General features: G+C 72.1%; 25 protein-coding genes. 9 read left to right on the forward strand and 16 right to left on the reverse strand.

What is annotated here, in order from left to right:
• Positions 1-12 precede the first annotated feature (12 nt).
• Genes P3T37_RS06010 through P3T37_RS06050 form a run of 9 tightly spaced genes read right to left on the reverse strand, consistent with a single transcriptional unit; the run spans position 13 to position 8711 of the window.
• Positions 13-1014, reverse strand: a complete 1002-nt coding sequence (locus P3T37_RS06010; protein ID WP_280722354.1) for a beta-ketoacyl-ACP synthase III — start codon at positions 1012-1014, stop codon at positions 13-15.
• Positions 1011-2078 (reverse strand): acyl-CoA desaturase, encoded by a 1068-nt coding sequence (locus tag P3T37_RS06015; RefSeq protein WP_280722355.1) that lies wholly within the window; start codon positions 2076-2078, stop codon positions 1011-1013. The genes P3T37_RS06010 and P3T37_RS06015 overlap by 4 nt, the downstream gene beginning before the upstream one ends.
• On the reverse strand, positions 2075-3031 hold the full coding sequence (locus P3T37_RS06020) for a VlmB-like protein (protein WP_280722356.1): 957 nt from the start codon (positions 3029-3031) through the stop codon (positions 2075-2077). Before P3T37_RS06020 ends, P3T37_RS06015 begins: the two co-directional genes overlap by 4 nt.
• A gap of 2 nt (positions 3032-3033) precedes the next feature.
• The gene (locus P3T37_RS06025; RefSeq protein WP_280722357.1) at positions 3034-3585 is read right to left on the reverse strand and encodes a flavin reductase family protein; all 552 of its coding nucleotides are present in this window, start codon (positions 3583-3585) and stop codon (positions 3034-3036) included.
• Positions 3582-4073: a hypothetical protein gene (locus P3T37_RS06030; RefSeq protein WP_280722358.1), complete on the reverse strand. Its 492-nt coding sequence runs from the start codon at positions 4071-4073 to the stop codon at positions 3582-3584. The genes P3T37_RS06025 and P3T37_RS06030 overlap by 4 nt, the downstream gene beginning before the upstream one ends.
• Positions 4073-4582 (reverse strand): SRPBCC family protein, encoded by a 510-nt coding sequence (locus P3T37_RS06035; protein ID WP_280722359.1) that lies wholly within the window; start codon positions 4580-4582, stop codon positions 4073-4075. The genes P3T37_RS06030 and P3T37_RS06035 overlap by 1 nt, the downstream gene beginning before the upstream one ends.
• A complete protein-coding gene (locus P3T37_RS06040; RefSeq protein WP_280722360.1) occupies positions 4575-5876 on the reverse strand; it encodes an aminotransferase class III-fold pyridoxal phosphate-dependent enzyme in 1302 nt (433 codons plus the stop codon). The genes P3T37_RS06035 and P3T37_RS06040 overlap by 8 nt, the downstream gene beginning before the upstream one ends.
• Positions 5877-5884: 8 nt before the next feature.
• A complete protein-coding gene (locus P3T37_RS06045) occupies positions 5885-7021 on the reverse strand; it encodes an acyl-CoA dehydrogenase family protein (RefSeq protein ID WP_280722361.1) in 1137 nt (378 codons plus the stop codon).
• Between the two features lie 31 nt (positions 7022-7052).
• Positions 7053-8711 (reverse strand): aldehyde dehydrogenase, encoded by a 1659-nt coding sequence (locus tag P3T37_RS06050; protein WP_280722484.1) that lies wholly within the window; start codon positions 8709-8711, stop codon positions 7053-7055.
• Between the two features lie 324 nt (positions 8712-9035).
• On the opposite strand from P3T37_RS06050, the gene P3T37_RS06055 reads away from it, so the two are divergent.
• Positions 9036-9983 (forward strand): DUF2156 domain-containing protein, encoded by a 948-nt coding sequence (locus P3T37_RS06055; RefSeq protein WP_280722362.1) that lies wholly within the window; start codon positions 9036-9038, stop codon positions 9981-9983.
• 77 nt (positions 9984-10060) lie between these two features.
• Here the strand turns inward: P3T37_RS06055 and P3T37_RS06060 are convergent, their stop codons facing one another.
• Positions 10061-10819: an AfsR/SARP family transcriptional regulator gene (locus tag P3T37_RS06060; RefSeq protein WP_280722363.1), complete on the reverse strand. Its 759-nt coding sequence runs from the start codon at positions 10817-10819 to the stop codon at positions 10061-10063.
• 484 nt (positions 10820-11303) lie between these two features.
• Here P3T37_RS06060 and P3T37_RS06065 point away from each other — a divergent pair, with 484 nt between their 5' ends.
• Genes P3T37_RS06065 through P3T37_RS06075 form a run of 3 tightly spaced genes read left to right on the forward strand, consistent with a single transcriptional unit; the run spans position 11304 to position 13658 of the window.
• On the forward strand, positions 11304-12023 hold the full coding sequence (locus tag P3T37_RS06065) for an SGNH/GDSL hydrolase family protein (protein WP_280722364.1): 720 nt from the start codon (positions 11304-11306) through the stop codon (positions 12021-12023).
• Positions 12020-12649: a helix-turn-helix domain-containing protein gene (locus P3T37_RS06070; protein ID WP_280722365.1), complete on the forward strand. Its 630-nt coding sequence runs from the start codon at positions 12020-12022 to the stop codon at positions 12647-12649. Before P3T37_RS06065 ends, P3T37_RS06070 begins: the two co-directional genes overlap by 4 nt.
• 16 nt (positions 12650-12665) lie before the next feature.
• Positions 12666-13658, forward strand: coding sequence for a hypothetical protein (locus tag P3T37_RS06075; protein WP_280722366.1), 993 nt, complete (start codon positions 12666-12668; stop codon positions 13656-13658).
• Positions 13659-13669: 11 nt separating this feature from the next.
• On the opposite strand, the gene P3T37_RS06080 is transcribed toward P3T37_RS06075, so the two are convergent.
• Genes P3T37_RS06080 through P3T37_RS06090 form a run of 3 tightly spaced genes read right to left on the reverse strand, consistent with a single transcriptional unit; the run spans position 13670 to position 17294 of the window.
• The gene (locus P3T37_RS06080) at positions 13670-15151 is read right to left on the reverse strand and encodes an MmgE/PrpD family protein (RefSeq protein ID WP_280722367.1); all 1482 of its coding nucleotides are present in this window, start codon (positions 15149-15151) and stop codon (positions 13670-13672) included.
• Positions 15148-15651 (reverse strand): hypothetical protein, encoded by a 504-nt coding sequence (locus tag P3T37_RS06085; protein WP_280722368.1) that lies wholly within the window; start codon positions 15649-15651, stop codon positions 15148-15150. The genes P3T37_RS06080 and P3T37_RS06085 overlap by 4 nt, the downstream gene beginning before the upstream one ends.
• A gap of 59 nt (positions 15652-15710) precedes the next feature.
• Complete coding sequence (locus tag P3T37_RS06090; protein WP_280722369.1) at positions 15711-17294, reverse strand: DHA2 family efflux MFS transporter permease subunit; 1584 nt, start codon at positions 17292-17294, stop codon at positions 15711-15713.
• 176 nt (positions 17295-17470) lie between these two features.
• On the opposite strand from P3T37_RS06090, the gene P3T37_RS06095 reads away from it, so the two are divergent.
• The 4 genes from P3T37_RS06095 (at position 17471) to P3T37_RS06110 (ending at position 20883) form a co-directional block, all read left to right on the forward strand.
• Entirely contained in the window at positions 17471-18085 is a 615-nt protein-coding gene (locus tag P3T37_RS06095) for a TetR/AcrR family transcriptional regulator (protein ID WP_280722370.1), read from the forward strand.
• Positions 18086-18221: 136 nt separating this feature from the next.
• Positions 18222-18644, forward strand: coding sequence for a DUF3052 domain-containing protein (locus P3T37_RS06100; RefSeq protein ID WP_280722371.1), 423 nt, complete (start codon positions 18222-18224; stop codon positions 18642-18644).
• Positions 18645-18743: 99 nt separating this feature from the next.
• Positions 18744-19175: a MarR family transcriptional regulator gene (locus P3T37_RS06105; protein WP_280722372.1), complete on the forward strand. Its 432-nt coding sequence runs from the start codon at positions 18744-18746 to the stop codon at positions 19173-19175.
• 76 nt (positions 19176-19251) lie between these two features.
• The gene (locus tag P3T37_RS06110; protein ID WP_280722485.1) at positions 19252-20883 is read left to right on the forward strand and encodes an MFS transporter; all 1632 of its coding nucleotides are present in this window, start codon (positions 19252-19254) and stop codon (positions 20881-20883) included.
• 13 nt (positions 20884-20896) lie between these two features.
• Here P3T37_RS06110 and P3T37_RS06115 read toward each other — a convergent pair whose 3' ends face one another.
• The 3 genes from P3T37_RS06115 to P3T37_RS06125 form a co-directional block, all read right to left on the reverse strand.
• The gene (locus P3T37_RS06115) at positions 20897-21340 is read right to left on the reverse strand and encodes an ASCH domain-containing protein (RefSeq protein ID WP_280722373.1); all 444 of its coding nucleotides are present in this window, start codon (positions 21338-21340) and stop codon (positions 20897-20899) included.
• A gap of 32 nt (positions 21341-21372) precedes the next feature.
• Positions 21373-22074, reverse strand: a complete 702-nt coding sequence (locus P3T37_RS06120) for a DUF899 family protein (RefSeq protein WP_280722374.1) — start codon at positions 22072-22074, stop codon at positions 21373-21375.
• Between the two features lie 102 nt (positions 22075-22176).
• On the reverse strand, positions 22177-23172 hold the full coding sequence (locus tag P3T37_RS06125; RefSeq protein WP_280722375.1) for a TetR/AcrR family transcriptional regulator C-terminal domain-containing protein: 996 nt from the start codon (positions 23170-23172) through the stop codon (positions 22177-22179).
• 150 nt (positions 23173-23322) lie between these two features.
• Here P3T37_RS06125 and P3T37_RS06130 point away from each other — a divergent pair, with 150 nt between their 5' ends.
• Positions 23323-24882 carry an MFS transporter gene (locus P3T37_RS06130; protein WP_280722376.1) on the forward strand — a complete coding sequence of 520 codons (1560 nt, stop codon included), beginning with the start codon at positions 23323-23325 and terminating at the stop codon, positions 24880-24882.
• Positions 24883-24889 lie beyond the last annotated feature (7 nt).

A 24889-nucleotide genomic window follows, 5' to 3' on the forward strand; every position in this document is an offset into this window, starting at 1 on the left:
GCGGGTAGCGGTTCAGAGTGCGGTGACGTCGGGCCAGCGCAGTGCGCAGGCGCCCCAGGTGAGGCCGCCGCCGAAGGCGGTCAGCACCACCCGGTGACCGGGCCGCAGCAGGCCGGAGGAGGCCGCGTCGGCCAGTGCGAGCGGGATGGAGGCGGCCGCGGTGTTGCCGACGCGGTCCAGGTGGACCGCGCACCGGTCGCGCTCCAGGTGCAGCTGGTCGGCGACCGCGTGCAGGATGCGCAGGTTGGCCTGGTGGGCCACCAGGACGTCGACGTCCGGGAGTTGCCACCCGCTGCGCTGCACGACGGTGCGCGTGGAGTGCGCCATCCGCTCCACGGCCTGCCGGAAGACGGTCGGGCCCTCCATCCGGAAGTACGGGTCGGCGCGGTCGAGGGTGTCGGCGCGGAAGGGGGAGCGGGAGCCGCCGGACGCGATGCCGATCAGCTCGGCGCCGCCGCCGTCGCTGGCCAGGTCGAGTGGACCGAGCGCGCCCGGCTCCTCGGCCCCTCCGGCCCGCAGCACCACGGCGCCCGCGCCGTCGCCGAAGATCGCCCGGGTGGAGCGGTCGGCCGGGTCCAGGATGCGGGAGTAGGTGTCCGCGCCGATGACCAGGACGCGCTCGGCGGTGCGGGCGGCGATCAGCCCCGCCGCGGTGCCGAGCGCGTACAGGAAGCCGGTGCACACCGCGGACAGGTCGAAGGCCGCCACCGGGCCGAGACCCAGCCGGTCGGCCACCTGCGGTGCGGTGGCCGGGCACAGCTGGTCGGGGGTGGTGGTGGCCAGGATGACGGCGTCCACGCTCTCCACGGACGCGGACTTGAGTGCTCGCCGCCCGGCCTCCACGGCGAGGTCGGAGGTGGCGGTGCCGGGGTCGGCGATGTGCCGTCGGCCGATGCCGGTGCGGCTGCGGATCCAGGCGTCGTCGGTGTCCAGCTCGCGGGCCAGGTCGTCGTTGGTGACGACGCCGGGCGGCAGCCAGGTGCCCAGCCCGGACACGACGGCCGCCCGGTTCACCGGGACCTCCCGGCTTCCTGCATCTCCAGGACCTGGACCTGCTCGCTGACCTCGCCGAGGTAGTCGGCGACCTCCAGGTAGGAGCGGGCCAGTCGTACCTCGACATACGGCAGGCCGTGCTGCACCAGGTACTTCTTGACCAGCGGCTGCGCCCGGCGCAGGTTGCGGCGGGGCATCGAGGGGAACAGGTGGTGTTCGATCTGGTAGTTCAGGCCGCCGTAGAAGAAGTCGGTGACCCGGTTGGGCACCATGTTGCGCGAGGTGACGACCTGGCGGGTGAGCCAGTCCAGGCTCTCCTCCTCGCCGTCGCGCACCGGCAGGCCCTTGTGGTTGGGCGCGAAGAGCAGGCCCATGTAGAAGCCGAACAGCGCCTGGTGGACCACGACGAAGACGATTGCCTTGCCCACCGGCAGGACCAGCAGCACGGCGGCGAGGTAGCCGACCAGGTGCAGCACCACCACGGCGACGTCGGCGCGCGGGTAGCGCTTGAGCGCGCCGCGCCGGGCCGCGATGAACCCGGACAGGTGCAGCCGCACGCCCTCCAGCATGATCAGCAGATAGAACATCCAGGCCTGGTGGCGCACGATGAACCGGGCGGCCCGGCTGGTGCGCTTGACCCGGTCGCCGGCGTCGAAGATGACCTGGCGGCGCAGGATGTCCGGGTCCAGCGAGAGGTGGTTGGGGAAGTTGTGGTGCTTGGTGTGGTGCCCGACCCACCAGCCGAAGCTGACCCCGATCAGCAGGTTGCCGTGCAGGAAGCCGAGCACCTCGCTGCCGCGCCGGGTCCGCACGATCTGCCGGTGGCCGGCGTCGTGGGCGACCAGCGCGGTCTGCCCGAAGGCGACGGCCAGCAGGACGGCGGTCGCCACCTGCCACCAGCTGTCGCCCAGCAGCGCGAAGCACACCCAACCGGCGCCCAGCAGAACGGCGTTGAAAGCGATCCGGGCGCCGTAGTAGAGCGGCTGCGGATCGGTCAGGCCGGCGCCGCGCATCAGCCGGGTGAGCTCCTCGAAGCTGGCGCCGCTGCCGGTCGGGCCGGCCGACGCCTGTGCGGGGGCGGTCACGTCGCCTCCTCAAGACCCATGTACCGCAGCCGGGCCCGCTGCATCCGCTCGGCCCACGCGTGGCCGGTGGCCACCCGCTCCTCGGCGGTGGTGTCGACCAGGCGGCGGCCGGGCCAGGCCTCGTAGTCGCCGAGCAGGTGCCCGTGCTCCTCGATGCCCTGCTGGAAGAGGTCCTCGCGGCGGCGCACCAGCTCGGTGGACGGCAGCTTCTCCCACAGTGCGTAGCCCTGCTGGATCAGCTCCAGCGCCCGCGGCTTGTCCTCGGGGTGGGCCAGCAGGTGCGAGCGGACGATGGAGCTGCCCACGCTCAGGTGGCGGATCTCGTCGATGCCGGCGCCGCGTTCGATGTCGGCGGCGGCCGGGTCGAAGATCCGCCACTTGCGTTCGCTGAGTTCCGCCGCCGGGGCCAGGACGCCCTCGACCAGGATGGTCAGCACCAGGACGCCGCCGATGAAGTCGTGGTTGTCCCGCAGGACGTGCAGCCCGAAGTCCTCCAGCGGCACCAGCACGCGGTCCCGGTCCTGGCCCGCCAGCCGTTCGACAGCCTCGGCCAAGTCGCCTTGCTTGACGCCGAGTTGCAGCAGGTGGCTGCGGAAGACCATGGCGTGCCGGGCCTCGTCGAGCAGCTGGGTGGAGTAGAACTCCAGGGTGTCGGTGTCCGGCGCGAGGGCGACCATGTGCGCGATGGCGCGGGTGGCCTTCTCCTCGGCGATCGAGCGGAACGCCAACTCCTGGGTGAGCGCCTGGTTGAGCGGACCGGGCGCGCGGACCGCGTCCAGCGGGCGGGCGTCCTGCGGGTGGCCGAGGATCTGGCCGCGCAGGGTGCCCTGCGGCACGGCGGCGAGCCAGTACTGCAGGTTGCAGGTGGCCGGGCTGAGCTCCAGGGTCATCGCGCCGTCGACGAGGGACGGCGCGCGCTCCCAGTCGGCCTCGGCCGGAATGCTGTCGGGCATGGTCACTGGTTCCTCTCCTGGGGTGAAGGCATGGGGAGTTGGGCGTGCAGCAGCCCGTCGAAGTTGGCCAGCGGCGAGCCGGTGCCGCGGGCCGCGCCGACCACCCGGGCCAGCAGCAGCTGGTGGTCGCCGACCGGGACCACGTGGTCCACCCGGCACTCCAGCCAGGCAGCCGCGCCGGCCAGCATCGGGACGCCCTGCGCGCTGACGCCCGCCCAGGCGGCGGACGGCAGTTGGCCCAGCCCGTAGCCCCGGTCGGGGCGGGCGAAGTGCCGGGCCAGCGGCTCCTGTTGGGCGGTCAGGCTGTTGGCGACGAACGCCGGGGTGTCCAGCAGCACGTCCAGCGCGCGGCTGCCGCGGCGCAGGGCGACCGAGATCATCGGCGGGGACACCGAGGCCAGCGCGAGCGTGCTGACCGTGATGCCCTGGACCACCTCGCCGTCGCCGCTGGTCAGCACGGCCACCGAGGTCAGGAATCGGCGGATGGTCAACCGCGGTGAGGCACCGGCGACTTGGCCGACCAGGCGGAGCTGCGGCGGACTGGTGGCGTTCACGAGCTGCTCGTCGTCGAGAGCGGCCCGACGGGATGCCCCTGGTGGCTGGCCGCGGCGAACTCGCTGGAGAAGCGCCGGTAGGCGGGGTCCGCCTGCGGCTCGAAGTGCAGCCCGAAGGGCTTGATGAAGTTGCCGAACAGCGCCCGGTCGCCGAAGAGGTGGATCACCAGCACGAGCAGGGTCCACTGCGCGCCCCACAGCCAGGTCCAGGCCAGCGCCACCAGCCCCTGGGTGACCATGCTGTGCATCAGGTTGTAGAGCACGTAGTAGGCCTTGGAGAGCTGCTTGGTCTTGCTGCGGTGGTAGGCGATCGCGCCGGGGATGTAGCCGATGAGGTCGATGTAGAGGAAGAGGCCGATCGCCGCGGGCCACTGGATCTGGCCGAGGTGGCGGAAGAACAGGCCGACGGCGACCAGGAGTCCGAGGCCGTACTCGGCGCGGACCAGCCAGTAGGTGTTGCGGGTCATGAACAGGTTCTTGGCATCCATCAGGCCACCGCGCTCACTGCGACCGGCGCGGGAGCCAGGGCCAGGGCCCGGGTCAGCGCTTCGTCGCCGAGGACCACGGCCTCGCCGAACAGGCCCGTCACGACCCGGGCGATGGTCTCCTTGAAGACGCGCTCGGCGACCGGGTCCAGGATGCCGGCGAGGCTCGGGATGCCGAAGTCGAAGTCGGCGTCGAAGTCGACCCGGCTGGCCGTCGGCCCGTCGGCCTCCACGCGCCAGGTGCCGCTGAACGTCTCGAAGTCGCCGTCCAGTTGGGCGAAGGCGATGACGCCGGTGTCGGGGGAGAAGAGGTCCCGCTCGGTCCAGCGCAGGATGCCGTTGCGGAAGTAGACCTCCCAGTCGCTGGTCTCCTCGCTCTCGCCGGTCTCGCGGACGGTCACCGCGCGGACGACGGGGACCAGTTCGGGGTAGCGGGCGAAGTCCTTGACACGGCGGAAGGCCGAAGCCGCGTCGGTGCCGGGCAGGCCGAGGGACACATGGACGTTACGCATCGGCGGAGCCTCCTTGGGTGGTCGGGTTGTAGCGGGCCGCCTGGGCGCGGCAGGAGCGGTCGAAGGCCTCGTACAGGTAGTCGACCTCCGCGCGGTCGAGGATCGCGGGCGGGGTGAACCGCAGCACCAGGTGCGAGTTGAGCGAGTGGTTGGCGACGACCCCGTGGGTGATCAGCTCGATCAGCAGGTCGCCGGCCGGTCCGGCGTCGGCGAACTCGATGCCCAGCAGCAGGCCGCGGCCGCGCACCTCGCGCACCACGGACCCGTAGTGGTGGCGGGCGATCCGGCCGAGCTCGGTGAGCAGTTCGGCGCCCAGTGCCTGCGAGCGCGCCACCAGGTCGTCCTCCTGGATGGCGGCCAGGGCGCCGCGGGCGGCGGCCATCGCGAGCGGGGCACCGGAGAAGGTGGAGGTGTGCAGGAAGGGGTCCTTGTCGAAGGCCGCGAAGGCGCTCGCGGTGGCCACCACGGCGGAGACCGGCACCACCCCGCCGCTGAGCCCCTTGCCCACCAACAGGGCGTCGGGGCGGACCTGTTCGGCGTCCGCGCCCCACCAGCTGCCCAGCCGGCCCAGGCCCGTCTGGACCTCGTCGAGGACGAAGAAGGCGTCGTGGGTGCGGCACAGCTGCTCGACGGCGCGCAGGTAGCCGGCCGGCGGGATCACCACGCCCGCCTCGCCCTGGACGGGTTCCACGACCACGCACGCGCGGCCGGGCACCGCCTTGAGCTGGGCCTCCAGGGCGTCGGCGTCCCCGTACGGCACGTGCGCGACCTGGGGCAGCAGCGGCCGGAACGGGTCCTGGAAGACGTCCTTGCCGGTCAGGCTCAACGCGCCCATGGTCTTGCCGTGGTAGCCGCCGTGGGTGGCGATCAGCTGGTCCTTGCCCAGCGTGCGGGCGAGCTTGATGGCGGTCTCCACCGCCTCGGCGCCCGAGCCGGCGAAGTGCACCCGCTCCAGGCCGGGCGGGGCGACCCTCACCAGGTCGTCGGCGGCCAGTGCCATCTGCGGTTCCAGGAAGATCCGGCTGGCCACCGGGTGGCGGTGCAGCTGGTCGGTGACGTACCGCAGGACGGTGGGGTGGCGCGCGCCCATCAGGAAGACGCCGTAGCCGCCGCAGTTGAGGAAGCGCCGGCCGTCCGAGGTGGTCAGCCAGGCGCCCTCGGAACCGGTCTCGATGTGGCCGCCGAACAGTTCGCCGAGGGTGGCCCGGCCCTTGCTCAGCCGCTTGCGGTAGAGCCGGCCCAGCTCGTCCCGGTCCATTGCGGGGAGGAGGGAGGTGGGGGCGGAGAGTGTCATGGTCTTCCTCAGGTCAGTCGCAGGGGACGGCCCGCCACGTGGTCCAGATACGGCTCGGCGAAGCTGGAGCGGGACGGCGGGTGGAAGGAGAGGCCGTGGCAGGCGGCTGCCAGGTAGGCGACGTCCGGCGAGGAGATGAAGGCCATTCCGCCGAGCAGTTCGACGGCCTGGTTGACCGCCGAGCCCAGCGCGTCCTGGGCGCCGTAGCGGGCCACCAGGGACTTGGCGAGGGAGTCGTTGCCGGTCTCGCCGTCCATGATCATCCGCGCGCAGCCCTCCAGCAGCAGGTTGGCGCTCTCCAGTCCGGCGACCAGCCGGGCCCGCTCGGAGACCGTCCCGCGGCCGCGCTCGCAGACGCGTTCCACCAGCGCGCTGGCCATGCCGAGGTAGCAGGCGGAGATCAGCAGCTCGAACCAGATGAAGCCGACGGTCTGGAGCTCGTCCAGCTGCCCGGCGTCCCCCAGCTCGGTGCGCATCACCTGCTGCTCGTTGACCAGGACGTCGGTGAGCCGCAGCTCCTCGCTCTCCGCGCCGGCCAGCGCCCAGCTCGACCAGAACGGGTGCACCGTCAGCCCCTCGGTCTGCCGCGGCACCAGCAGGACGGCCATGTCGGAGCCCCCGTCGGCGTTCGGCAGGGCGACGCTGGCGGTGAGCAGGTCCATCGAACGCGACAGGCTGCAGGGCTTCTTGGCGCCGTTGATCAGGAAGCCGCCCTCGGCGGCCCGGGCCGTCATGGTCGGGCTGAGGATGCCCTGGCCGGGGTTGCCCTCGGCGAAGCCGGAGGCGACCAGCAGGTTCTGCTCGGCGATCCCCTCCAGCAGGGCCCACTCCACGCCGCTGCTCTGCAGGCTCTGGGCGAGGGTGAACAGGGTGGCCACGGAGAAGTGGTGCATGGTGGTGCCGACCGCCAGCGACGGCGCCCGGGCGGCCAGCGCGCGGGTGACGGCCAGCGCCTGGAGGGGATCGGCGCCGCGGCCCTGGTAGGCCTGGGGGATCACCAGGGAGGCGCCGCCGTGGGAGCGGAAGAGGTCGATCGCCGGGCCGCCGGGTTGCTCCAGCTCGGTCAGCGGGATGCCGGAGAGCTTGTCCAGCAGGCCGGGGAGGAAGGTCTCGCAGGTCTCGCGTGCGGTGTCCAGTGCGCGCATCGCATCCTCACAGTCGAAGGGGTTGTCGGGTTCAGGCGCCGGGGTGGTGCAGGGCCTGCCAGGCGCCGAAGACCGCCTCACGGGAGTGCGAGCCGGTGGAGATGCTGACGCCCTGCAGGTGCGAGGTGCGCAGGATCGGGTAGTTGGCCTCGCCGAAGACGCCGCCGGTCAGCCCGGTGCCGCCGTGGGTCGGCAGGTAGGGCAGGAAGGCGATGTGCGAGTCGTTGACCTTCAGCAGGCCGCCGGTCCTGACCTCGGCCACGAAACGGTCCACGACGGCCGGGTCCTGGGCCCACAGCGAGTTGCGCAGCCCGTAGGCGTTGGAGTTGACGAAGCCGAGGAACTGCGCGACGAGCTCCTCGTCGGGCGCCGGGTCGGCGACCACCACCGGCAGCAGCGGGAAGAAGGTCTCGTTGCGGACCGCGTCGATCTCCCGTGCGCCCGCCAGGCCGTGGACCAGGACGACGGTCGGTTCGAGGAAGATGCCGGCCGCGTCCCGGGTCTCGTCGATCTGCATGGCGTGCCCGCCGCAGGCCAGCGTGGCACCCTTGGCGAGCGCGTCCTCCAGGTAGGCGAAGAACTTCTCGTTGCGCAGCACGGGCGTCAGCAGGACGTCCGGCTCGGCGGGGTGTCCGGGGCGGATGTGGCCGACGAGGCGGACCAGGCGCTCGACGAGTCCGGCGGCGGCGTCGGGGTGCACCAGCACCTGGTTGGGGATCATGCACAGCTGGCCGGAGCCGTAGAAGCTCTCGGTGAGCGCCTCGGCGGCCAGGTCCAGGTCGGCGTCCTTCCAGACCGTCACCACGTCGTTGCCGGCCAGCTCCAGGATGGGCTTCTTGCCGGCGGCGACGCAGCGGTTCTGGAAGGCGAGGCCGTTCTCGCTGCTGCCGAAGTACATGATGTCGTCGACCTTCGGGCTGGCCAGCCAGGCGGAGAGCATCGGCGCGGGGTCGCCGCAGACGACGTTCAACGTGCCTGCGGGCGCGCCCACTTCCTCCAGCACCGGGATGACCACCTCGTTCATCACGAACATCACGCCCAGCGGCGCACTGCGCGGCGCCCGGACGACCAGGGCGTTGCCGGCCATCACCGAGGTGATGCCGAGCAGGGCGCTGGAGAGCGGCGCGTTCTGCGGCGGATTGAGGCACACCACGCCGTCGGGCTGGCGGCGCACCAGGATGCGGCGCCCGGCGTGCCGGAACTCCTGCTGCATCTGGGCGCGGTAGAAGTCGATCGACTCCGGCCCGAAGCACTCCAGCATCCCGGACACCTGCCAGCGGGCCAGCGCCAGCGGGTGGCCCTCCTCGACCAGGACGTCGACGATCTGCTGGGCCTTCTCGGCGAGCCGTTCGTGCAGCAGCGCCCCGACCCGCTCCAGCCGGATCGCGGGCGGTACGGCGGCCCAGCGCGGTGCCGCCTCGGCGGCCGCGTCGAGCGCGAGGGCCACGGTGCGGGCGGACGCCTTGGCCACCCGTCCGACGATGGACGGCGGCAGGTTCTCGGGCGGGATCCGGCCCTCCTCCAGGCGGCGCTTGAGGGTGAGGCTGGCGAAGGCGTCGTCCAGCAGCGCGGGCGAACCGACCACGTACACCCACCCTTCGGCCTCCGGGAACGTGCCGTTGACGTAGGACCGGTACGAGCGCAGTCCGGGCGCCGGGACGAACGGGTCGGTCGCGTCGTCCCGCGGCACTGCTCGGGTCAGCTGTGTACTGGACAAACTCACTCCCTGATATCTGCGGACCGTCGGGCCGAGCCGGCCGACCGCCGCCGGTCGGTGGGCCGGCGCCCGGCCGAAGCCCGCTGTTCCAGCCTTGGCGGCGAACTCTTCTCCGCGTCGCTGAGAAGGCGCTTGAATGCCGCTGAGATCGCCGTGTCAGCGACATCTCTTCGCGGCCTGCTAATTTCACCGTCCCCGACACGAAGAGGGCGGCATCCCATGGCACAAGCACCGCGACAGGAGCAGTCGGTCACGCGAGAGGAATCAGGAGAGGAATTCGATCGGGTATTGGAGACGGTGCGGAAGCACGCGGACAATCCGAGTGCTTTCCTGGCGCTGAACAGCGGCAACGCCTATTTCTTCGGATCGGACGGCGGGTGCGTCGCCTATCGCCGGGCCGGCCGCTTCCTGATCCAGTTCGGCGGGGTGTTCGCGGCCCCCGAGCGCCAGGGCGCGGTGCTGGAGGAGTTCCGCGCCTTCGCCCGTCGCGAGCGGCGCAGGATCGTCGGCGTCCAGCTCCAGCGCGAGGACGCGGAGCTCTACGCCGGACACGGCTTCACGCTCAACCAGCTGGGCGGCTCCTACGGCGTGCAGCTGCCGGAGTTCTCGCTGCGCGGCTCGAAGTTCGTGAAGCTGCGCAACAAGATCTCCCGGGCCAAGCGCCTGGGACTCCAGGTCCAGGAGGCGCCGGTGGCCGACCACGCCGAGCGCATAGCAGCGATCGACGCCGCCTGGCTGCGCTCCAAGGGCCGCCATGTGAAGGAGATCGAGTTCATGGTCGGCCAGGTCGGCGGCCCGGCCCAGCGCCACCGCCGGCTCTTCCTCGGGCTCCTGGAGGGCCGCCCGATCGCCTACATCTCCTACTCGCCGGTCTACGGCTCGCGTTCGGGCTGGCTGCACGACCTGAGCCGGCGGATGCCCGACACGCCCCCGGGGGTGATGGAGGCGATCAACGCCTCGGCGGTGGAGTCCTTCCGGGGGGAGGGCGCGCAGTGGCTGCACTTCGGCTTCACGCCGTTCACGGCCCTGGACCCCCGCCACGAACTGACGCCGACCAGCCCGCTCACGAACAAGTTCCTGCGCCTGCTGGCCGACCACGGGGAGGCGGTCTACCCCGCGGCCAGCCAGCTCGCCTACAAGGAGAAGTGGGCCCCGGAGCTGGTGCTCCCCGAGTACCTGGCCTTCGACGGCGGGGCGAGCATGGGCGCGGTCTGGCGGCTGCTGCGGGTGACCAAGTCGGTCTGACCCGCCACGTGTTCACGGCCCGTCCCCCCGGTGCTTTCGGGGGGACGGGCCGTGCTGCGCGGCGGATCAAGCGGCGCTCAAGCGGCGCGGTGGATCGGCTGGAGGATCTGCTGGAGCTGGGCCTGGAGGCCCGGACCCGGCTCCAGGCCCAGCTCGCGGCCCAGGCGCTGGCGGATCTGCTGGTAGACGTTGAGCGCGTCCGCCTGCTGCCCGCAGCGGTAGAGCGCCGTCATCAGCTGCTCGCAGAAGCGCTCCTGCAACGGGAACTGGGAGTGCAGCCGCTCCAGCTCGGGCACCAGCAACCGGTGCTGGCCGAGGGCGAGCTGGGCGTCGATGAGCTGCTCGCGGGCGATCATCCGGGTCGCCTCCAGGCCGGCGTAGGCGATCCGGCAGATCATGCCCTGGCCGGCGTCCACCAGCGCCGGCCCGCGCCACAGGGCCAGCGCCTGCCGTAACTTGGCGGCCGTGCGCTCCGGGGCGCCGGTCAGGCCGGCCGCCTCGTCGACCAGGGCGCAGAAGTGCACGGCGTCGACGGCCACGGCCTGCGCGTCGATGAGGTATCCCGAGCGGGAGGTGCGCAGGATGTCGCGCATCCAGGGTTTCCCGCTGCGCTCGGCGAGCAGCCGGCGCAGCCTGACGACGTGCCCCTGAAGCGAGTTGGCGGCGTTGTGCGGGGGCAGCTCGCCCCACAGCTCGTCGATCAGGTCGTCGCGGGAGACCCCCTGGCCGGGCGTCAGGGCCAGCGTGGCCACGATCGTCCGCAGCTTTTCTCCCGGGATATCCAGGGTTAAGTCCTCTTCCTGCAGCTCCAGCGGTCCGAGTAGGTTGATCCTCATGCTTCCCCCGTGATGAATGACTGCCTCCCGTCCGGCGAAGGGCGGTCCGAACGCGGTCTTCGCAGCGGAAGGAATGTGCAGGGCCGAATGCGTCGACGTGCGGGCTTGGCTGAGCCGTATCAGACGACGGGTCGATAGCGGATAACGGACCCGCTGCTTCCGGAAGGAGAGATCATCTCCTCCGTACTTCGTCGGCATTTCGCTTTCCTTGTCTCCAAGGAATCGTAGGCAGCGCATATGTCCGGGTCAACAGTTGTCAGGACGACCACGGCGCAGTGACCTTGGGGTGTATCGGAGTGGCGTGTACATGCGCGGTGATCGCCGCAGCTCGGTGCTGTCGTGGGCCGGAGCGTTCGGATACGGGCCATCGGGTGTGACGTCCGACACATTCGGGGGTCCGGCGGCCCGGGTGTCCACGTACCGACCGGGGGTATGTAACACCACGAGCGATCTCGCAGCCACCCGCAGCAGGAAGGCACGCGTCATGAACGCAACCCCGACTCCCGCACACGAGACGACCGACCCCCACTGCATCGCGGACGACGATGCCGCCCGGCTGCTCGAAGGAGCGCCGTGGCGACGCCTGGTGGTGCTCGGGGACAGTATCGCCGAGGGCCGGCTGGTCGGGCCCTGCCCCGGCTACCGCACCCGGTCCTGGCCCGACCGCCTGGCCGCCGCCTTACAGACCGCCCAGCCGAAGAGCGCGTACCTCAACCTCGGCAGACGCGACCTGGTCGCCGCCGAGATCCGCTCCCAGCAGCTGGGCAAGGCGCTGGCCTTCAGGCCCGACCTGGCGGCCGTCGTCGCGGGCGGCAACGACATGCTGCGCAGATCCTTCGATCCGGACGCCACCGAGGCCGAACTCAGCCGGATCATCGGGCCGTTGCGGGACGCGGGCGCCGACGTGATCACGCTGGGCCTCTACGACGTCAGCCAGTCCCCGCTGGTGCCCGAGCAGCACCGGGCCGGACTGCGCCAGCGACTGCGCCAACTCTCCGAGCGGACCAGGGCGTTGGCGCTGCGCCACGGCGCGATCCACGTCGACCTGACCAACCATCCGGCCGGCTCCGACCGCGGGATCTACAACGCGGACGGACGGCACGCCAACGCGCGCGGCCAGGCGATCGCCGCCGCCGCCGTGCTGCGCAGACTCGCCGAGCACCTGAACGCTGCCCGGGCAGCGGGGCTGAGAACGCGCCGATGACGTCCAGCGCCACACAACCGCGCGGGCGCCGCACCCAGCAGCAGCGCTCCGACGCCACCACCCACGAACTCCTCGCCGCCGCCCGCACGTTGTTCGCCCGCGACGGCTACGCGGCCACCTCGCTGGAGGCCATCTGTGCGGAGGCGCACTCCACCAAGGGCGCCCTGTACCACCACTTCCGGGGCAAGGAGTCGCTGTTCCGCGCCGTCTACGAGCGTGAGCAGCAGCGGCTGTCGGCCAACATCGCCGAGACCTACGCACGCTACGACGACCCCTGGGAAGGGCTCTACCAGGGGCTGAAGGCGTTCCTGACCGGGTCGATGGAGCCCGGCGTCCAGCGGATCACGCTGATCGACGCACCCGGCGCGATCGGGTGGACGGCCATGCGGGAGATGCGGGCGGACTGCCGCCGCAACCTGGTGTACGGCCTGCGCCGGGCCCTGGGGCCCGACGCGCGGTGCGAGATCGAGTCGCTGGCCTCGATCCTGTACGGCGCGCTGTGCGAGAGTGCCGTCGCGCTCGCCCACTGTGCCGAGCCGGCGGCCCTGTTGGACGCAACGCTGGCTCAACTGCGCATCCTCTTCGACGGGTTCGCCCCGCCGCCGCACTCCGTACTCCGGCCCTGAGAACTGGAGAGACCCGATGCCCGAATCCGTCATCCTCGCGGGAGCCCGCACGCCCGCCAGCGGGCCGCTGGGCGTGCTGGGCAGCCTGGCGGCCGTGGACCTGGCAGCCATCACCATCCAGACCGCGCTCCAGCGCGGGGGCCTCGAGGGGGCCGACGTCGACCAGGTCATCGTCGGCCCGGGCCTGGCGGTGGGAGCCGATCGCGGGGCGGCCCGCCGGGTGGCGCTGAAGGCCGGCGTCCCCTGGTGGGTGCCGGCCTACGGCACCGACGAGGTGGGCCTGTCCGGGCTGAGCGCGGTCGCCTGGGCCGCCCGGCGGATCCGCCTCGGCGAGGCGGACGTGGTGGTGGTCGGCGGGGTCGAACCGGCGGACGGGCTGCGCTGCCTGCCGCCGGGGCCGCTGCTGCCACCAGGCCCCGCAGGCCCAGCAGGCCCAGCAGGCCTCGCCGGTGGCGTCCTGGTGGCCGGATCCGGCGACCGGGGCGGGGTGCTGCTCGACTTCGACCGCGGCCTGCGCGGCCGGCGGCGGGCGGCACAGGCCGCGCCCGTCCCGCACGCCGTCCCGCACGCCGCGCCGGCGCCCGTGCCGTCCGTGGCGCGGCTCGGGCCGGCCGCCGGTGGCCTCGGCGGCGCCGCCGCGGTGGTGGTGATGCGCCGCACCAAGGCGATCCGGCTGGGCCTGCCCTGGCTGGCGGAGATCACCGCGTACGGCATGGCGTGCGACGCGGACGGCGTCGCGCCCTCCTCCCACACGCCGCCCGCGCCGCACGCGCGGGCGCTCGGGCGCGCCCTGGAGCGCTCCTCGCTGAGCGCCGCGGATCTCGACCTGGTGGAGATCGCGCCGGGCCGGCTGGCCGCCGTCTCGGGCGTGCGGGTCCTGCTGGAGGTGGCGTACGCGCTGCGCCGGGTCGGCGGCGGGCTGGGCGCGGCGGGCATGGCGGGCCGGCCGGGCGCGGGGGAGGCGCTGCTGATCCGGGCCGCAGGTGGCGCGGCCCGGCAGTGCAGGTGAGCGCTCGACGGTCAGCTGTGCTGGTTCGGTTCGGTGAGGGCGCTCTCCAGCCATTCGTGCAGTCGGCCCGGGAGCATGTCGCCGAGCGTGCCGGCGGCGGCGGCGGTCTTGGGGTCGCCGCCGAGGGCGGTGTACTTCTGCTGCATCAGTTCGGCGTGGTGCGCCCGGGTGTGCGGGCCGGCGCCGCCCAGCGGGATGATCCGCTCGCGGGTGATGGCGCGGCCGTCGGTGAGGTGCACGGTCACCCGGGCGGGGGTGGCCTTGCTGGAGTTGGCAAAGTCGGGGCGGGTGGGGTCGGTGGTGGCGGCGAGTTGCTCGGCTTCGGGGCCGCCGAACTCGCGCAGCCAGGGGCCGGCCGCCGGTCCGGCCTGCCGCAGGGCCTCGCCGAAGGGGGCCTCGGAGGCGAACAGCGCCTTGGTGAACAGCGGGTCGTGCTGGAGGCGGGTGCGGGCGGCGACCTGCCAGCGCGCGGGATCCTCGACGAGCGGCGCGGCGAAGTCGTCCACGGTGAGGCCGCCGGTGAGCAGGGCGGTGGCGACGGTGTACGGGGTGTCCAGCACCAGGGCGCCGAGCGGCGAGCCGGGGCCGGTGACGTAGCGGGCGGCGCGCTGGCCGACCCTGACCGTGTAGAGCGAGGCGTCCACCACGATCTCCTCGATCTCGTGCGGCTGCAACTGGCCCAGGTCCTGGTGGAGTTCGATGGCGCAGTCCACGGCGGCGTCGATACCGGGCCCGCCGGGGTGCATCTTGAAGGAGAGCGTCTCGGTGTGCCAGTGGTGCCCGAGGCCCGCCGTGACGGCCTGCGGCAGCGGGACGGAGGAGAAGCGGGAGAGGAAGCCCTCGGGGTGTTCCAGGATGTCGGGCGCCCCGCCGAGGCCGGCCGCCGCGGCGTCGCAGGCGTCCATCGCCGTGCGGACCGGGGTGAAGGCGTTGAACAGGCGGGCGTCACTGCCCATCAGGGCCGGGGCGAGCGGCCAGTTGGGCATCGAGTAGGCCAGCGAGAGTGCGTCGGCCCACTGCCGGGCGGGGGCGCCCTGGCAGTGCAGCCGGCCGGCGACGGCTCCGGCGAGGTGGGTGTGGACGGCGGCCTGTCCGCGCAGCTTGCCCAGCGTCGCGGCGGCGGTGATCCGGGCCGCGCACTCGTTGGCGGCGACCACCGCGGTGATCAGCGCGGCGCCGTCCAGCCGGTCGGCGCGGGCGTACGCGACGGGGACGGCGACGGTGGAGTTGGAGAGGTGGCCGGCGTACGCGGTGTCGTCGAGGTTGAGCCAGGAGCCCAGGCCCGCCAGGACGCAGGCACTGCTGCGCGGGTCGCTCTGCAGCGGCGGGCCGAAGGCGGCGATCATGCGCCGGCCGAGCGGGTGCTCGGCGCCGGCGCGGATCGAGGCGAGCTGCGACAGGATCTGACTGGCCGCCAGATCCCTGACGCGGCGGGGTATGTGGTGGGGGCGCAGCGCGCTGGCCCAGGCGGCGAGCTCGTCCAGCAGGGTCACGGGGTGGTCTCCTCGCTGTCACTGACGGCGGTCCGGTGCAGGCCGAGCAGCCGGGCGGTGTGCCCGGGCAACTGGTCCTGGGCGCGGCGGCGGACGATCTCGCCCCACGGCACGTTGCCGGTGAAGACGGTGCTGCCGGCCCGGTCGACCAGGCGCACGCTCACCGGCGTCGTGCCGTGGTGGTAGGGGATCCGCTCCAGCAGGGCGGTGAGTTCGGCGGCGTTGCGGCGCACCATGTCCACCCGCTGGAAGTGGCTGGTCGCGTCGACCAGGGCCGCGATCGCCTGCGGGGACATTGCGGCGGTGTTGTCGAGCTCGCCCGGCCGTGCGGCCAGGATGCTGCGGGCCGTGGAGGCCAGCAGGCGGTCGCTCAGGGCGAGATGGGCCAGCGTCCAGTCGACGTCGGCGCGCGCGGCCTCGCTGAGCGGATCGTCCTCGGTCAGGCCGTTGGCGGCGTCCAGCAGGGTGCGATACGCGTGGTTGAGCTGCGAGGTGTCCATGGGAGGGCTCCGAGGAGAGGAGAGGGCCGGCGGTCCGGGCCGGACCGCCGGCCCGGGGCTCAGCGAGTGGTGGTCTGGGGAGCGGAGTCCTTGGCGGCCGACGGGACGCCGGCAGCGGCGGCGGGCTTCTTGCGGCTCGGCAGCACGAACAGCGCGAACAGCCCGCCGACCAGCGTCGCCGCCGCGGCGACGACGGCGCCCATGTGCAGCCCGTCGGTGAAGACCGGGGCCGCCGCGCGCAGCACGATCTCGCGTGCCGCGGGCGACAGGTGGCTCACGGCGGCCAGGTCGCCCTTGGCCAACGCGTTGGTGAGGGCGGCGCGTTGGGCCGGCTCCAGCGGGAGCGGCGCCACCGCCTTGGGGATGCCGCTGGACAGGTGCTGGGCCAGCAGGGTGCCGCAGAGGGCGACGCCGAAGACGCTGCCGACCTGGCGGAAGGTGTTGGACACCCCGGAGGCGGTGCCGGTCTGCTCGGGCCGCACCGAGCCGAGCAGCGCGACGGTGGCCGGCGCGCCGACCAGCGAGACCCCGGCGCCGATCAGCGACATGGCCCACCAGTAGCTCCCGTACCCGGTTCCCGGCTGCAGCTGGGTGAGTTGGAGCAGGCCCGCGGTGCTCGCCACCGAGCCGATGACGATCGGGATCTTCGGGCCGAACTTGGCGGCCAGCATGCTCGCGACGTAGGAGAACACCATGATCGCCACGTTCAGCGACAGGAACCGCAGCCCGGCCTGGAGGGTGGAGAGGCCGTTGATCTGCTGGAGGTACAGGGTCAGCAGGAAGATGCTGCCGTACAGGCCGAACAGGCCGAGGAAGTTGACGGTGCCGGCCACAATCAGGACAGGGTTGCGGAACAGCCCCAGCGGCAGCATCGGGTCGGCGCTCCTCGACTCCCAGGCGACGAAGGCGCCCAGGGCGACCGCGGCGACGGCGAAGGCGGTCAGGATGATCCCCGAGCCCCAGCCCTTCGAACTCGCCTCGATCAGGCCGTAGGCCAGCGAGGAGATCGCCAGGATGAACAGCAGCTGGCCGGCCACGTCGGGGCGTCGGGTGCCGGGCAGTTGGGCGGAGGGCAGGCGCACGATCAGCACGCTCAGGGCCAGTGCCCCGACAGGCACGTTGACCCAGAAGATGCTCTGCCAGCCGAACTGGGCGACCAGGTAACCGCCCAGGACCGGGCCGGTGGCCAGCGCCAGACCGCCGACGCCGGCCCAGACCCCCACGGCCTTGGCGCGGTCGGCGGGGGCGGGGAAGAGCCCGGAGATCAGCGCCAGCGAGATCGGGATCATCACCGACCCGGCCGCGCCCTGGAGGATCCGGGCGACCAGCAGGAACGTGTAGTTGGGAGCGACGGCGCACAGCGCGGAGGCCGTGACGAAGCCGATCAGGCCGCCCAGGAAGATGTTCTTGCGTCCCAGGATGTCCCCGAGGGTGCCGGCGGTCAGCAGCAGGGAGGCGACGACCAGTGCGTAGGCGTCGACGATCCACTGCAACTGGGTGATGTCCGCGCCCAGCTTCTGCTGCATGGTGGGCAGCGCCACGTTCACGATCGTGGCGTCCAGGTACACCATGAAGATGCCCACGCAGATGAAGGTCAGGAGTAACGCCCTGCCTGGATGCGGAGCCGGGCTGGTGGTGGTCATGTCGTCCTCACAGTTCACACAGTTCAGGGGAGGGGGACGGGCAGCGCGAGGCCGCGCCAACCCGTGGGCAGTGGCCTCAATCAGGTTGCGCGACAGCAAAGTTGACTGAGCATCACTGTAGACAGACGGCTCCCGGGCCGTCAATGACCGAAGGTCAGTCATGTACGCTGGGGACCATGGCCACCCCCACCACCCGACGCAAGCGTGTGACCAAGAGCGCCGAGGACCGCCGCGAGGACATCCTGCGGGCCGGCGAGAAGGTCTTCCGCGACATCGGCTTCGCCGACGCCACCATCGCCGACATCACCACCGCCGCCGAGATCGCCAAGGGCACCTTCTACCTCTACTTCGACACCAAGGAGCACCTGCTCGGCGCTCTCTGGGAGCACTACGTCGACAAGTTCCTCACCACCACCCGGCGGATCCTCGACTCCGGCAACGCCTGGTGGCCCACCCTGGACGAACTGAACTCCACCCTGATCGAGCACGCCGTCCGCAACGCCGAACTGCACCGCATCATCTACGGCTCGGCCAACGGCAAGGCCCTGGAGCTGTGCAAGCGGTCCAACCAGCGCGTCATCGACCTCATCTGCGCCTTCGTCGCCCAGGGCGCCCGGGCGGGAGCCTTCCGCGCCACCGACGACGACCTCGCCTGCCGGATGCTCTACCACGCGGTCGACGGGCTGCTGGACGAACTCATCTCCCGCCGCGAGCCGTTGGACACCCCCCGGATCATCCGGTCGGTCCTGGAGATGTCCCACCGCACGCTGGGCGACCCCGACCTCCCGTAGCAGTCGGCGGCCGTACCCGTGGATGGCATCCGCGCGTCTCACTCGATCGGGTGAGGCGGCTGGCGCCTGCCGAGTTGCGGGGCGCCGGTCCGAGATCGTTGGTCGGAATTCCCGCACGTGACATGAGGAGATGGTGATGACGGCTACCACCGACCACGCCGAGGAGCGCGTCAACCCGGCGGCCAGGCTGGGGTTCCAGCCGGGGCAGGTCGTTCAGGAGATCGGCTACGACGACGACGTCGACCACGAACTCCGCGAGGCGATCGAGGAGATCACCGGCCAGGACCTGGTGGACGAGGAGTACGACGACGTCGCCGACGTGGTCGTGCTCTGGTTCCGGGACGAGGACGGCGACCTCACCGATGCGCTGGTGGACGCCATCGGGCTGCTCGACGACGGCGGGGTGATCTGGCTGTTCATGCCCAAGAGCGGTCGTGACGGATACGTCGAGCCGAGCGAGGCCAGCGAGGCGGCCCAGACGGCGGGGCTCTCGCCGACCAAGTCCGTGAGCGCGTCGGCCAACTGGGCCGGGACGCGGCTCGTCGCGCCCAAGCGCTGACGCAGGGTGGTCCGCGCCGCTCCGCAGGTCGCGGAGCGGCGCGCAGGTATATCCTTGGAGGGATAGTAAGTCTGAACTGATAAGTCTAAGCTGATGGCCATGGACACCGATACGGCACGCATCGCCGCCGACCTGCGCGCCTGCCTCGGGCCGCTGGTGCGCCGGCTGCGGCAGGTGAAGCCGGACGGCGAGCTCACCCTGTCGCAGACCTCGGCCCTGGTCCGGCTGGACCGCGAAGGCCCCGCGACGGCCACCGAGTTGGCCGCGGGCGAGGGCATCCGTCCGCAGTCCATGGGCACCATCGTCGCGACCCTGCTGGAACGCGGCCTGGTGGCCCGCGCCGCCGACCCGGCCGACGGCCGCCGGGCCGTCCTCTCGCTGACCGAGGCCGGTCGCGAGGGACTGCGCGGCGCCCGCGAGGAGCGGGCCCGCCGCCTGACCGCGGCGATCAGCGCCGAGCTGACACCCGCCGAGCAGCAGCAGCTGGCCGCCGCCATCCCCCTGCTGGAGAGGATCAGCCACCGTGTCTGAGAGCGCGAGCGCCACGGCGCGCACGGCCGGCGGCAGCACGGCGGCCGGACCGCCCCGGCCGGACCGCTACAAGTGGGTGGCGCTGTCCAACACCACGCTGGGGATGTTCATGGCCACCGTGGACGCCTCGATCGTGATCATCTCGATGCCCGCGATCTTCCGCGGCATCCACCTGGACCCCTTCGCTGCGGGCAACATCAGCTACCTGCTGTGGATGATCATGGGCTACCTGCTGGTGACCGCAGTCCTGGTGGTCACCCTCGGCCGGCTGGGCGACATGGTCGGCCGGGTGCGCATCTACAACCTCGGCTTCGTGGTCTTCACGCTGGCCTCCGTCGCGCTCTCCTTCGACCCGGCGACCGGCGGCGGGGGAGCGGTCTGGCTGATCGCCTGGCGGATCGTCCAGGCGCTGGGCGGCTCGATGCTGATGGCCAACTCCGCGGCGATCATCACCGACGCCTTCCCCGCCCACCAGCGCGGCACGGCGCTCGGCATCAACCAGATCGCCGGCCTGGCCGGTCAGTTCGTCGGCCTGGTGCTGGGCGGGCTGCTCTCCGCCTGGGACTGGCGGGCGGTGTTCTGGATCAACGTGCCGGTCGGCGTCTTCGGCACGGTCTGGGCCTACCGCTCACTGCGCGAGACCTCCGTGCGCCAGCACGCCCGGATCGACTGGTGGGGCAACCTCACCTTCGCCGTCGGCGCGGGCCTGCTGCTGGTCTCCATCACGTACGGCATCCAGCCCTACGCCGGCCACACCATGGGCTGGACGAGCCCCAAGGTGCTGACCGGGCTGAGCCTGGGCGTCGTGCTGCTGGTGGTCTTCGCCTTCGTGGAGACCCGGGTCGCCCAGCCGATGTTCACGCTCTCGCTGTTCCGCAACCGCTCCTTCGCCGCCGGGAACGCCGCAGCCTTGCTCGCCTCGATCGCCCGCGGCGGACTCCAGTTCATGCTGATCATCTGGCTGCAGGGCATCTGGCTGCCGCTGCACGGCTACGACTACGCCGACGCGCCGCTGTGGGCGGGCATCTTCCTGCTGCCGCTGACCGCCGGCTTCCTGGTCGCGGGCCCGCTCTGCGGCTACCTCTCCGACCGCCTCGGCGTGCGCTACTTCACCACCGGCGGCCTGCTGGTCTTCGGCGCCAGCTTCGTCGGCCTGCTGCTGCTCCCGATCGCTTTCCCCTACTGGGCCTTCGCGCTGCTGATCGCCCTGAACGGGATCGGCTCGGGGATGTTCTCGGCCCCCAATACCTCGGCGATCATGAGCAGCGTGCCGGCCGCCCACCGCGGCGCGGCCTCCGGCATGCGCTCGACCTTCCAGAACTCCGGGATGTCGCTGTCGATCGGCGTCTTCTTCTCGCTGCTGATCGCCGGGCTGGCGAGCAGCCTGCCGCACACCCTCAGCGCCGGACTCCAGGCCCAGGGCGTCCCCGCCGCGGTCGCCCAGCACGCGGCCTCGCTGCCACCCGTCTCGACCGTCTTCTCGGCCTTCCTCGGCATCAACCCGGTGCAGACCCTGCTCGGGCCCACCGGGGTGCTGCACACCCTGCCCGCCTCCAACGCCGCCGTGCTGACCGGCAAGGAGTTCTTCCCCAACCTGATCTCGGCGCCGTTCCACCACGGCCTGATCATCGTCTTCGCCACCGCGACCGGGATGTCCCTGCTCGCCGCCGCAGCCTCCCTGCTGCGCGGCAACCCGGCCAAGTCCTAGGGCCGGACGGGTCCTAGAGCACGGCGACCAGGCGGAACCGCTCCAGCACCACCGGCGTGCCGTCGTCCACCGTGAAGTCCGGGTCCTCCAGCGCCTCGCGCATGGCCGGGCTGTGCCAGAACCGCTCGTGCTCGGCCCGCCAGGCGGCGACGGTGGTGTAGCCCTCGCCCTCGTCCACGGCGTGCGCGAGGTCCACCTCGCCGAGCGGGACGACGCGTGCACCGGTGACCTCGATCACCGCGACCGGGCGCTGCTGCGAGTCGACCACGACCGAGCGCGTGCCCGGTTCGGGGATCGGGTCGCCGTCGTGCTCGTAGTCCGCGAGCACGCCGGTGGTGGAGGTCTTGGAACCGTCCAGGATCGCCGCCACCAGCTGGTCGCGCAGCGGGCCGGGGAACGCGAACTCGGCCGTGCGCAGCGCGGCGAGCTCGTCGGGGTGGATCTGATCACCGGGCATGGCCCGACCCTACGGTCTCCCCCCGGACGGTGTCAGTAGTCCAGCCCGCCGGACCAGTCGCCGCGCCCCTGCGGGGTGAGGTCCAGGACGTGCCAGACGGGGGAGAGCAGGTCGATGCCGCGCTGGTCGATGTCCTCGGCCATCCGCGGGTGGGCCGAGTAGCGGTGCCGCACGGTGCCGTCCGGGTCGCGAGTGAAGACCGAGACGGTGGAGTCCTGGTTGCCCTGCTCGTCCTCGCTGCCCAGGTCGTACTTGAAGGTGTTGGCCGCGCAGCTGAGCAGCCGCAGCCGGTCCCAGCCGCGGGTCCGGGCGTAGGCGCGCAGCGGGTGCGGGTCGGCGGCGGCGATGACGACGAAGTCGACGTTCTGCGTCAGGTGGCGGACCACCCCGTTGAAGCCGTCGATCCACAGGGTGCACATCGGGCAGGGGCTGGTCTGCCGCTTGCCGTACATGAACTGGTAGACCACCAGCGGGCGTTCGGGTCCGCTGAACAGCTCGCTCAGCTGCACCGAGCGGACCGGGTCGTCGCCCTCGTGCAGCGCGGCCGGGCCCTCCAGGAAGGTGTAGTCCTGGACGGCCGGGCCCGGTGGCAGAGCGCGACGTTGGGTGGCGACCCGCTCGCGGTGGTGCATCAGGTCGATCTCGGCGAGCCGCAGCTCCTCGCGGGCCGAGCGGTAGGCGGGCGACTCGCCGGACAGCCGGGTGTCGTGCGGGCGGGGGCCGGGGTCTGTCATGGGAGGGGACCGTTCCTGCTAGCGGGCGGACAGTTCTCCCGGCCAGCCTCGGCGCCGCCCAGGGGCGGGGCAAGCCGACTGCCGCCGCCCGGGGGGCGCCCGCTACCCGGCCGCCGCCGCGCGGCCCTCGATCAGCAGTCCGAGGCCGTCCAGCAGCCGGGTCAGGCCGAACTCGAAGAGCGTGTCGAGGCTGGAGTCGAAGCCGGCCGTTCCGCTCGTCGCGTCCAGCTCCCGCATGAGCTGGGAGAACGCGGGGAACGCGCCGCTGGACATCCGCGTCCGCATGACGCTCTCCTGCGCGTCCATCCACTCCTCGTCGGTGATGCCGCTCTCCTGCTCGGCCTGCGCCTGGAGTTCGAAGTTGAAGGCGATGCCCCGCACGTAGCTGAAGAGCAGCAGGTGCGCGTGGAGCTTGGTGGCCGGATCGAGCGGGAGGCCGTCCATCGCGCTGATCGCCCACTCGCCGTGGCGCATCGCGTTGGGCGACGGCGCCGGCCGGGTGATCGACATGGCCGGTGCCAGCCAGGGGTGGCGCTTGAAGACCTCCCACTGCAGGCGGCCGACCAGCTCCAGCCTGGCCCGCCAACCCACCGGCGGGTCGTCGGGGTAGCTGGTGTCCCCGATGGCGGTGTCCGCCATCAGCGTCACCAACTCGTCCTTGCCGGGCACGTGCCGGTACAACGCCATGGGTGCGACGCCGAGTTCGGCGGCGACCCGGCGCATCGACAACGGGGCGATGCCCTCCGCGTCGGCGATCGCGATCGCCGCGCGGACGATCCGCTCCCGGCTGAGCCCGTGCTCGCCCTCGCGCGCGGGCCGCCTGACGGAGCTCGGCGGCGGGGCTTGCGGTGCGGGCACGAGTTCCGCGGTGACCACCGTGCCGACCCCCGGTCGGGCCTGCACCAGCCCCTCCTGGCGCAGCGCCGCCAGGACCTTGCTGGCGGTCGCCATGGCGACGCCCCACTCCTGGGTGATCTGGCGGGTGGAGGGCACCCGGTCGCCCGTCCGCAGCTCACCGTCGACGATCCTGCGCCGGATCTCCGCGACGATCCGGAGGTAGGGCGCCTCCCCTAGTGCACTAGTGCGCCCTGAGTGCACTGATGCACTGCCCGATCCCTGAGCGTCCAATGGTTCCTCCAGTTTTCAGAACTCAAGCAGGGCTTGTGTGCACCACCATCCATGCGTACTTTGTACGCAGTGCACCGCGTACGGTGTACGCCAGGATGGATACTACCGGGGGAGACCCGAATGGACACCACGGAACACCCGTTGGCGGGCCGTCGCGAGTGGATCGCGCTCGGCGTTCTGCTGCTGCCGCTGCTGCTGGTCTCGATGGACGTCTCGGTGCTCTACTTCGCCGTCCCGTTCATCAGCCGGGACCTGGCCCCCAGCAGCACCCAGCAGCTCTGGATCTTCGACATCTACGGTTTCGTGCTGGCCGGCCTACTGATCACGATGGGCGCGCTCGGCGACCGGATCGGCCGCCGCCGACTGCTGCTGACCGGCGCGCTGGGCTTCGGCGCCGGATCCGTTCTGGCCGCCTACTCCACCAGCGCCGACACGCTGATCGCCGCCCGTGCGCTGCTCGGACTCGCCGGCGCGACGCTGATGCCCTCCACCCTGGGCCTCGTCCGCAACCTGTTCCACGACGCGAAGCAGCGCGGCAAGGCCATCGGCATCTGGACCGGCGTCACCACCGGCGGTATCGCGCTCGGCCCGGTGCTCAGCGGCCTGCTGCTGGAGCACTTCTGGTGGGGTTCGGTTTTCCTGGTCAGCACCCCGGCCATGGTGCTGCTCCTGGTGCTGGGCCCGGTCCTGCTGCCGGAGGCCCCGACGCTGCGCGAGGGCAGCTTCGACCTGCTGAGCGCGGCGCTCTCGCTGGCCACCGTGCTGCCCGTGATCTACGGCATCACCAACCTGGCGCGCAACGGCCTCCAGCTCTCGTCGGTGCTCTCCGTGGTGGCCGGCCTCGCGCTCGGGGCCGTCTTCGTCCGCCGTCAGCTCACCCACCAGCACCCGTTGATCGACCTGGAGTTGGTCCGGCGCAGGGCGTTCAGCGGGTCGATCGCGATGAACGTGCTGGCCATGTTCGGGGTGGTCGGCTTCGCGATCTTCGGCACCCAGTACCTGCAGTCCGTGCTGGGGATGAGCCCGATCCGGGCGGCGCTCTGGAGCGTGCTGCCGTCGGTCGTGGTCGGCGGCGTCGGCCCGGCGTGTGCGGCGCTCGCCCAGCGGGTCGACCGCGCGTCGATCATGTGCGGTGGGTTCCTGGCCATGGCGGCGGGATTCGCGGAGCTGGCCTTCGTCGGGGTGGACTCCGCCCTCTGGGTCGTGCTGCTCGGCACCGCCTGCTACGCCGGCGGCACGATGGCGGTGATGTCGCAGGTCACCGAGCTGGTGATGGGCGTGGTGCCGGCAGAGCGGGCCAGTTCGGCCTCCGGCCTGATGGAGTCCGGCACCGAACTGGGCGGTGCGCTCGGCATGGCGATCCTGGGCAGCATCGGCACGGCCGTCTACCGCAGCCGGCTGACGCCGAAGCTGCCCGCCGGACTGGACGCGGACAGCGTGCGGGCCGTCCGGGAGAACCTGGGTGGCGCCCAGGCGGTGGCCGCTCGACTGCCGGGCGCCGGCGGCCAGGCGGTGCTGCATGCCGCCCGCGAGGCCTTCACCGGCGGCATGCACGCCGCCGCGGTGGCGGCCGCCGTGCTGATGGCCGCCGCCGGGGTGCTTGCGCCGGCCCTCCTGCGGGACGTCCGGGTGGAGTCGGCGGCCGTGCCGCTGGACGCCGCCGAACTGGTCAGCGCCTGACCGTCGT

The sequence above is a fragment of the Kitasatospora sp. MAA4 genome (assembly GCF_029893355.1).
Lineage (GTDB): Bacteria > Actinomycetota > Actinomycetes > Streptomycetales > Streptomycetaceae > Kitasatospora.

Excerpts from the sequence above, each read along its gene's own strand:
- P3T37_RS06130 (WP_280722376.1), top strand. The coding sequence starts at position 23,323 with ATGGACACCACGGAACACCCGTTGGCGGGCCGTCGCGAGTGGATCGCG.
- P3T37_RS06030 (WP_280722358.1), bottom strand. The coding sequence starts at position 4,073 with ATGGATGCCAAGAACCTGTTCATGACCCGCAACACCTACTGGCTGGTC.
- P3T37_RS06085 (WP_280722368.1), bottom strand. The coding sequence starts at position 15,651 with ATGGACACCTCGCAGCTCAACCACGCGTATCGCACCCTGCTGGACGCC.
- P3T37_RS06035 (WP_280722359.1), bottom strand. The coding sequence starts at position 4,582 with ATGCGTAACGTCCATGTGTCCCTCGGCCTGCCCGGCACCGACGCGGCT.
- P3T37_RS06115 (WP_280722373.1), bottom strand. The coding sequence starts at position 21,340 with ATGCCCGGTGATCAGATCCACCCCGACGAGCTCGCCGCGCTGCGCACG.
- P3T37_RS06090 (WP_280722369.1), bottom strand. The coding sequence starts at position 17,294 with ATGACCACCACCAGCCCGGCTCCGCATCCAGGCAGGGCGTTACTCCTG.
- P3T37_RS06060 (WP_280722363.1), bottom strand. The coding sequence starts at position 10,819 with ATGAGGATCAACCTACTCGGACCGCTGGAGCTGCAGGAAGAGGACTTA.
- P3T37_RS06095 (WP_280722370.1), top strand. The coding sequence starts at position 17,471 with ATGGCCACCCCCACCACCCGACGCAAGCGTGTGACCAAGAGCGCCGAG.
- P3T37_RS06100 (WP_280722371.1), top strand. The coding sequence starts at position 18,222 with ATGACGGCTACCACCGACCACGCCGAGGAGCGCGTCAACCCGGCGGCC.
- P3T37_RS06105 (WP_280722372.1), top strand. The coding sequence starts at position 18,744 with ATGGACACCGATACGGCACGCATCGCCGCCGACCTGCGCGCCTGCCTC.
- P3T37_RS06120 (WP_280722374.1), bottom strand. The coding sequence starts at position 22,074 with ATGACAGACCCCGGCCCCCGCCCGCACGACACCCGGCTGTCCGGCGAG.
- P3T37_RS06075 (WP_280722366.1), top strand. The coding sequence starts at position 12,666 with ATGCCCGAATCCGTCATCCTCGCGGGAGCCCGCACGCCCGCCAGCGGG.
- P3T37_RS06070 (WP_280722365.1), top strand. The coding sequence starts at position 12,020 with ATGACGTCCAGCGCCACACAACCGCGCGGGCGCCGCACCCAGCAGCAG.
- P3T37_RS06040 (WP_280722360.1), bottom strand. The coding sequence starts at position 5,876 with ATGACACTCTCCGCCCCCACCTCCCTCCTCCCCGCAATGGACCGGGAC.
- P3T37_RS06065 (WP_280722364.1), top strand. The coding sequence starts at position 11,304 with ATGAACGCAACCCCGACTCCCGCACACGAGACGACCGACCCCCACTGC.
- P3T37_RS06020 (WP_280722356.1), bottom strand. The coding sequence starts at position 3,031 with ATGCCCGACAGCATTCCGGCCGAGGCCGACTGGGAGCGCGCGCCGTCC.
- P3T37_RS06045 (WP_280722361.1), bottom strand. The coding sequence starts at position 7,021 with ATGCGCGCACTGGACACCGCACGCGAGACCTGCGAGACCTTCCTCCCC.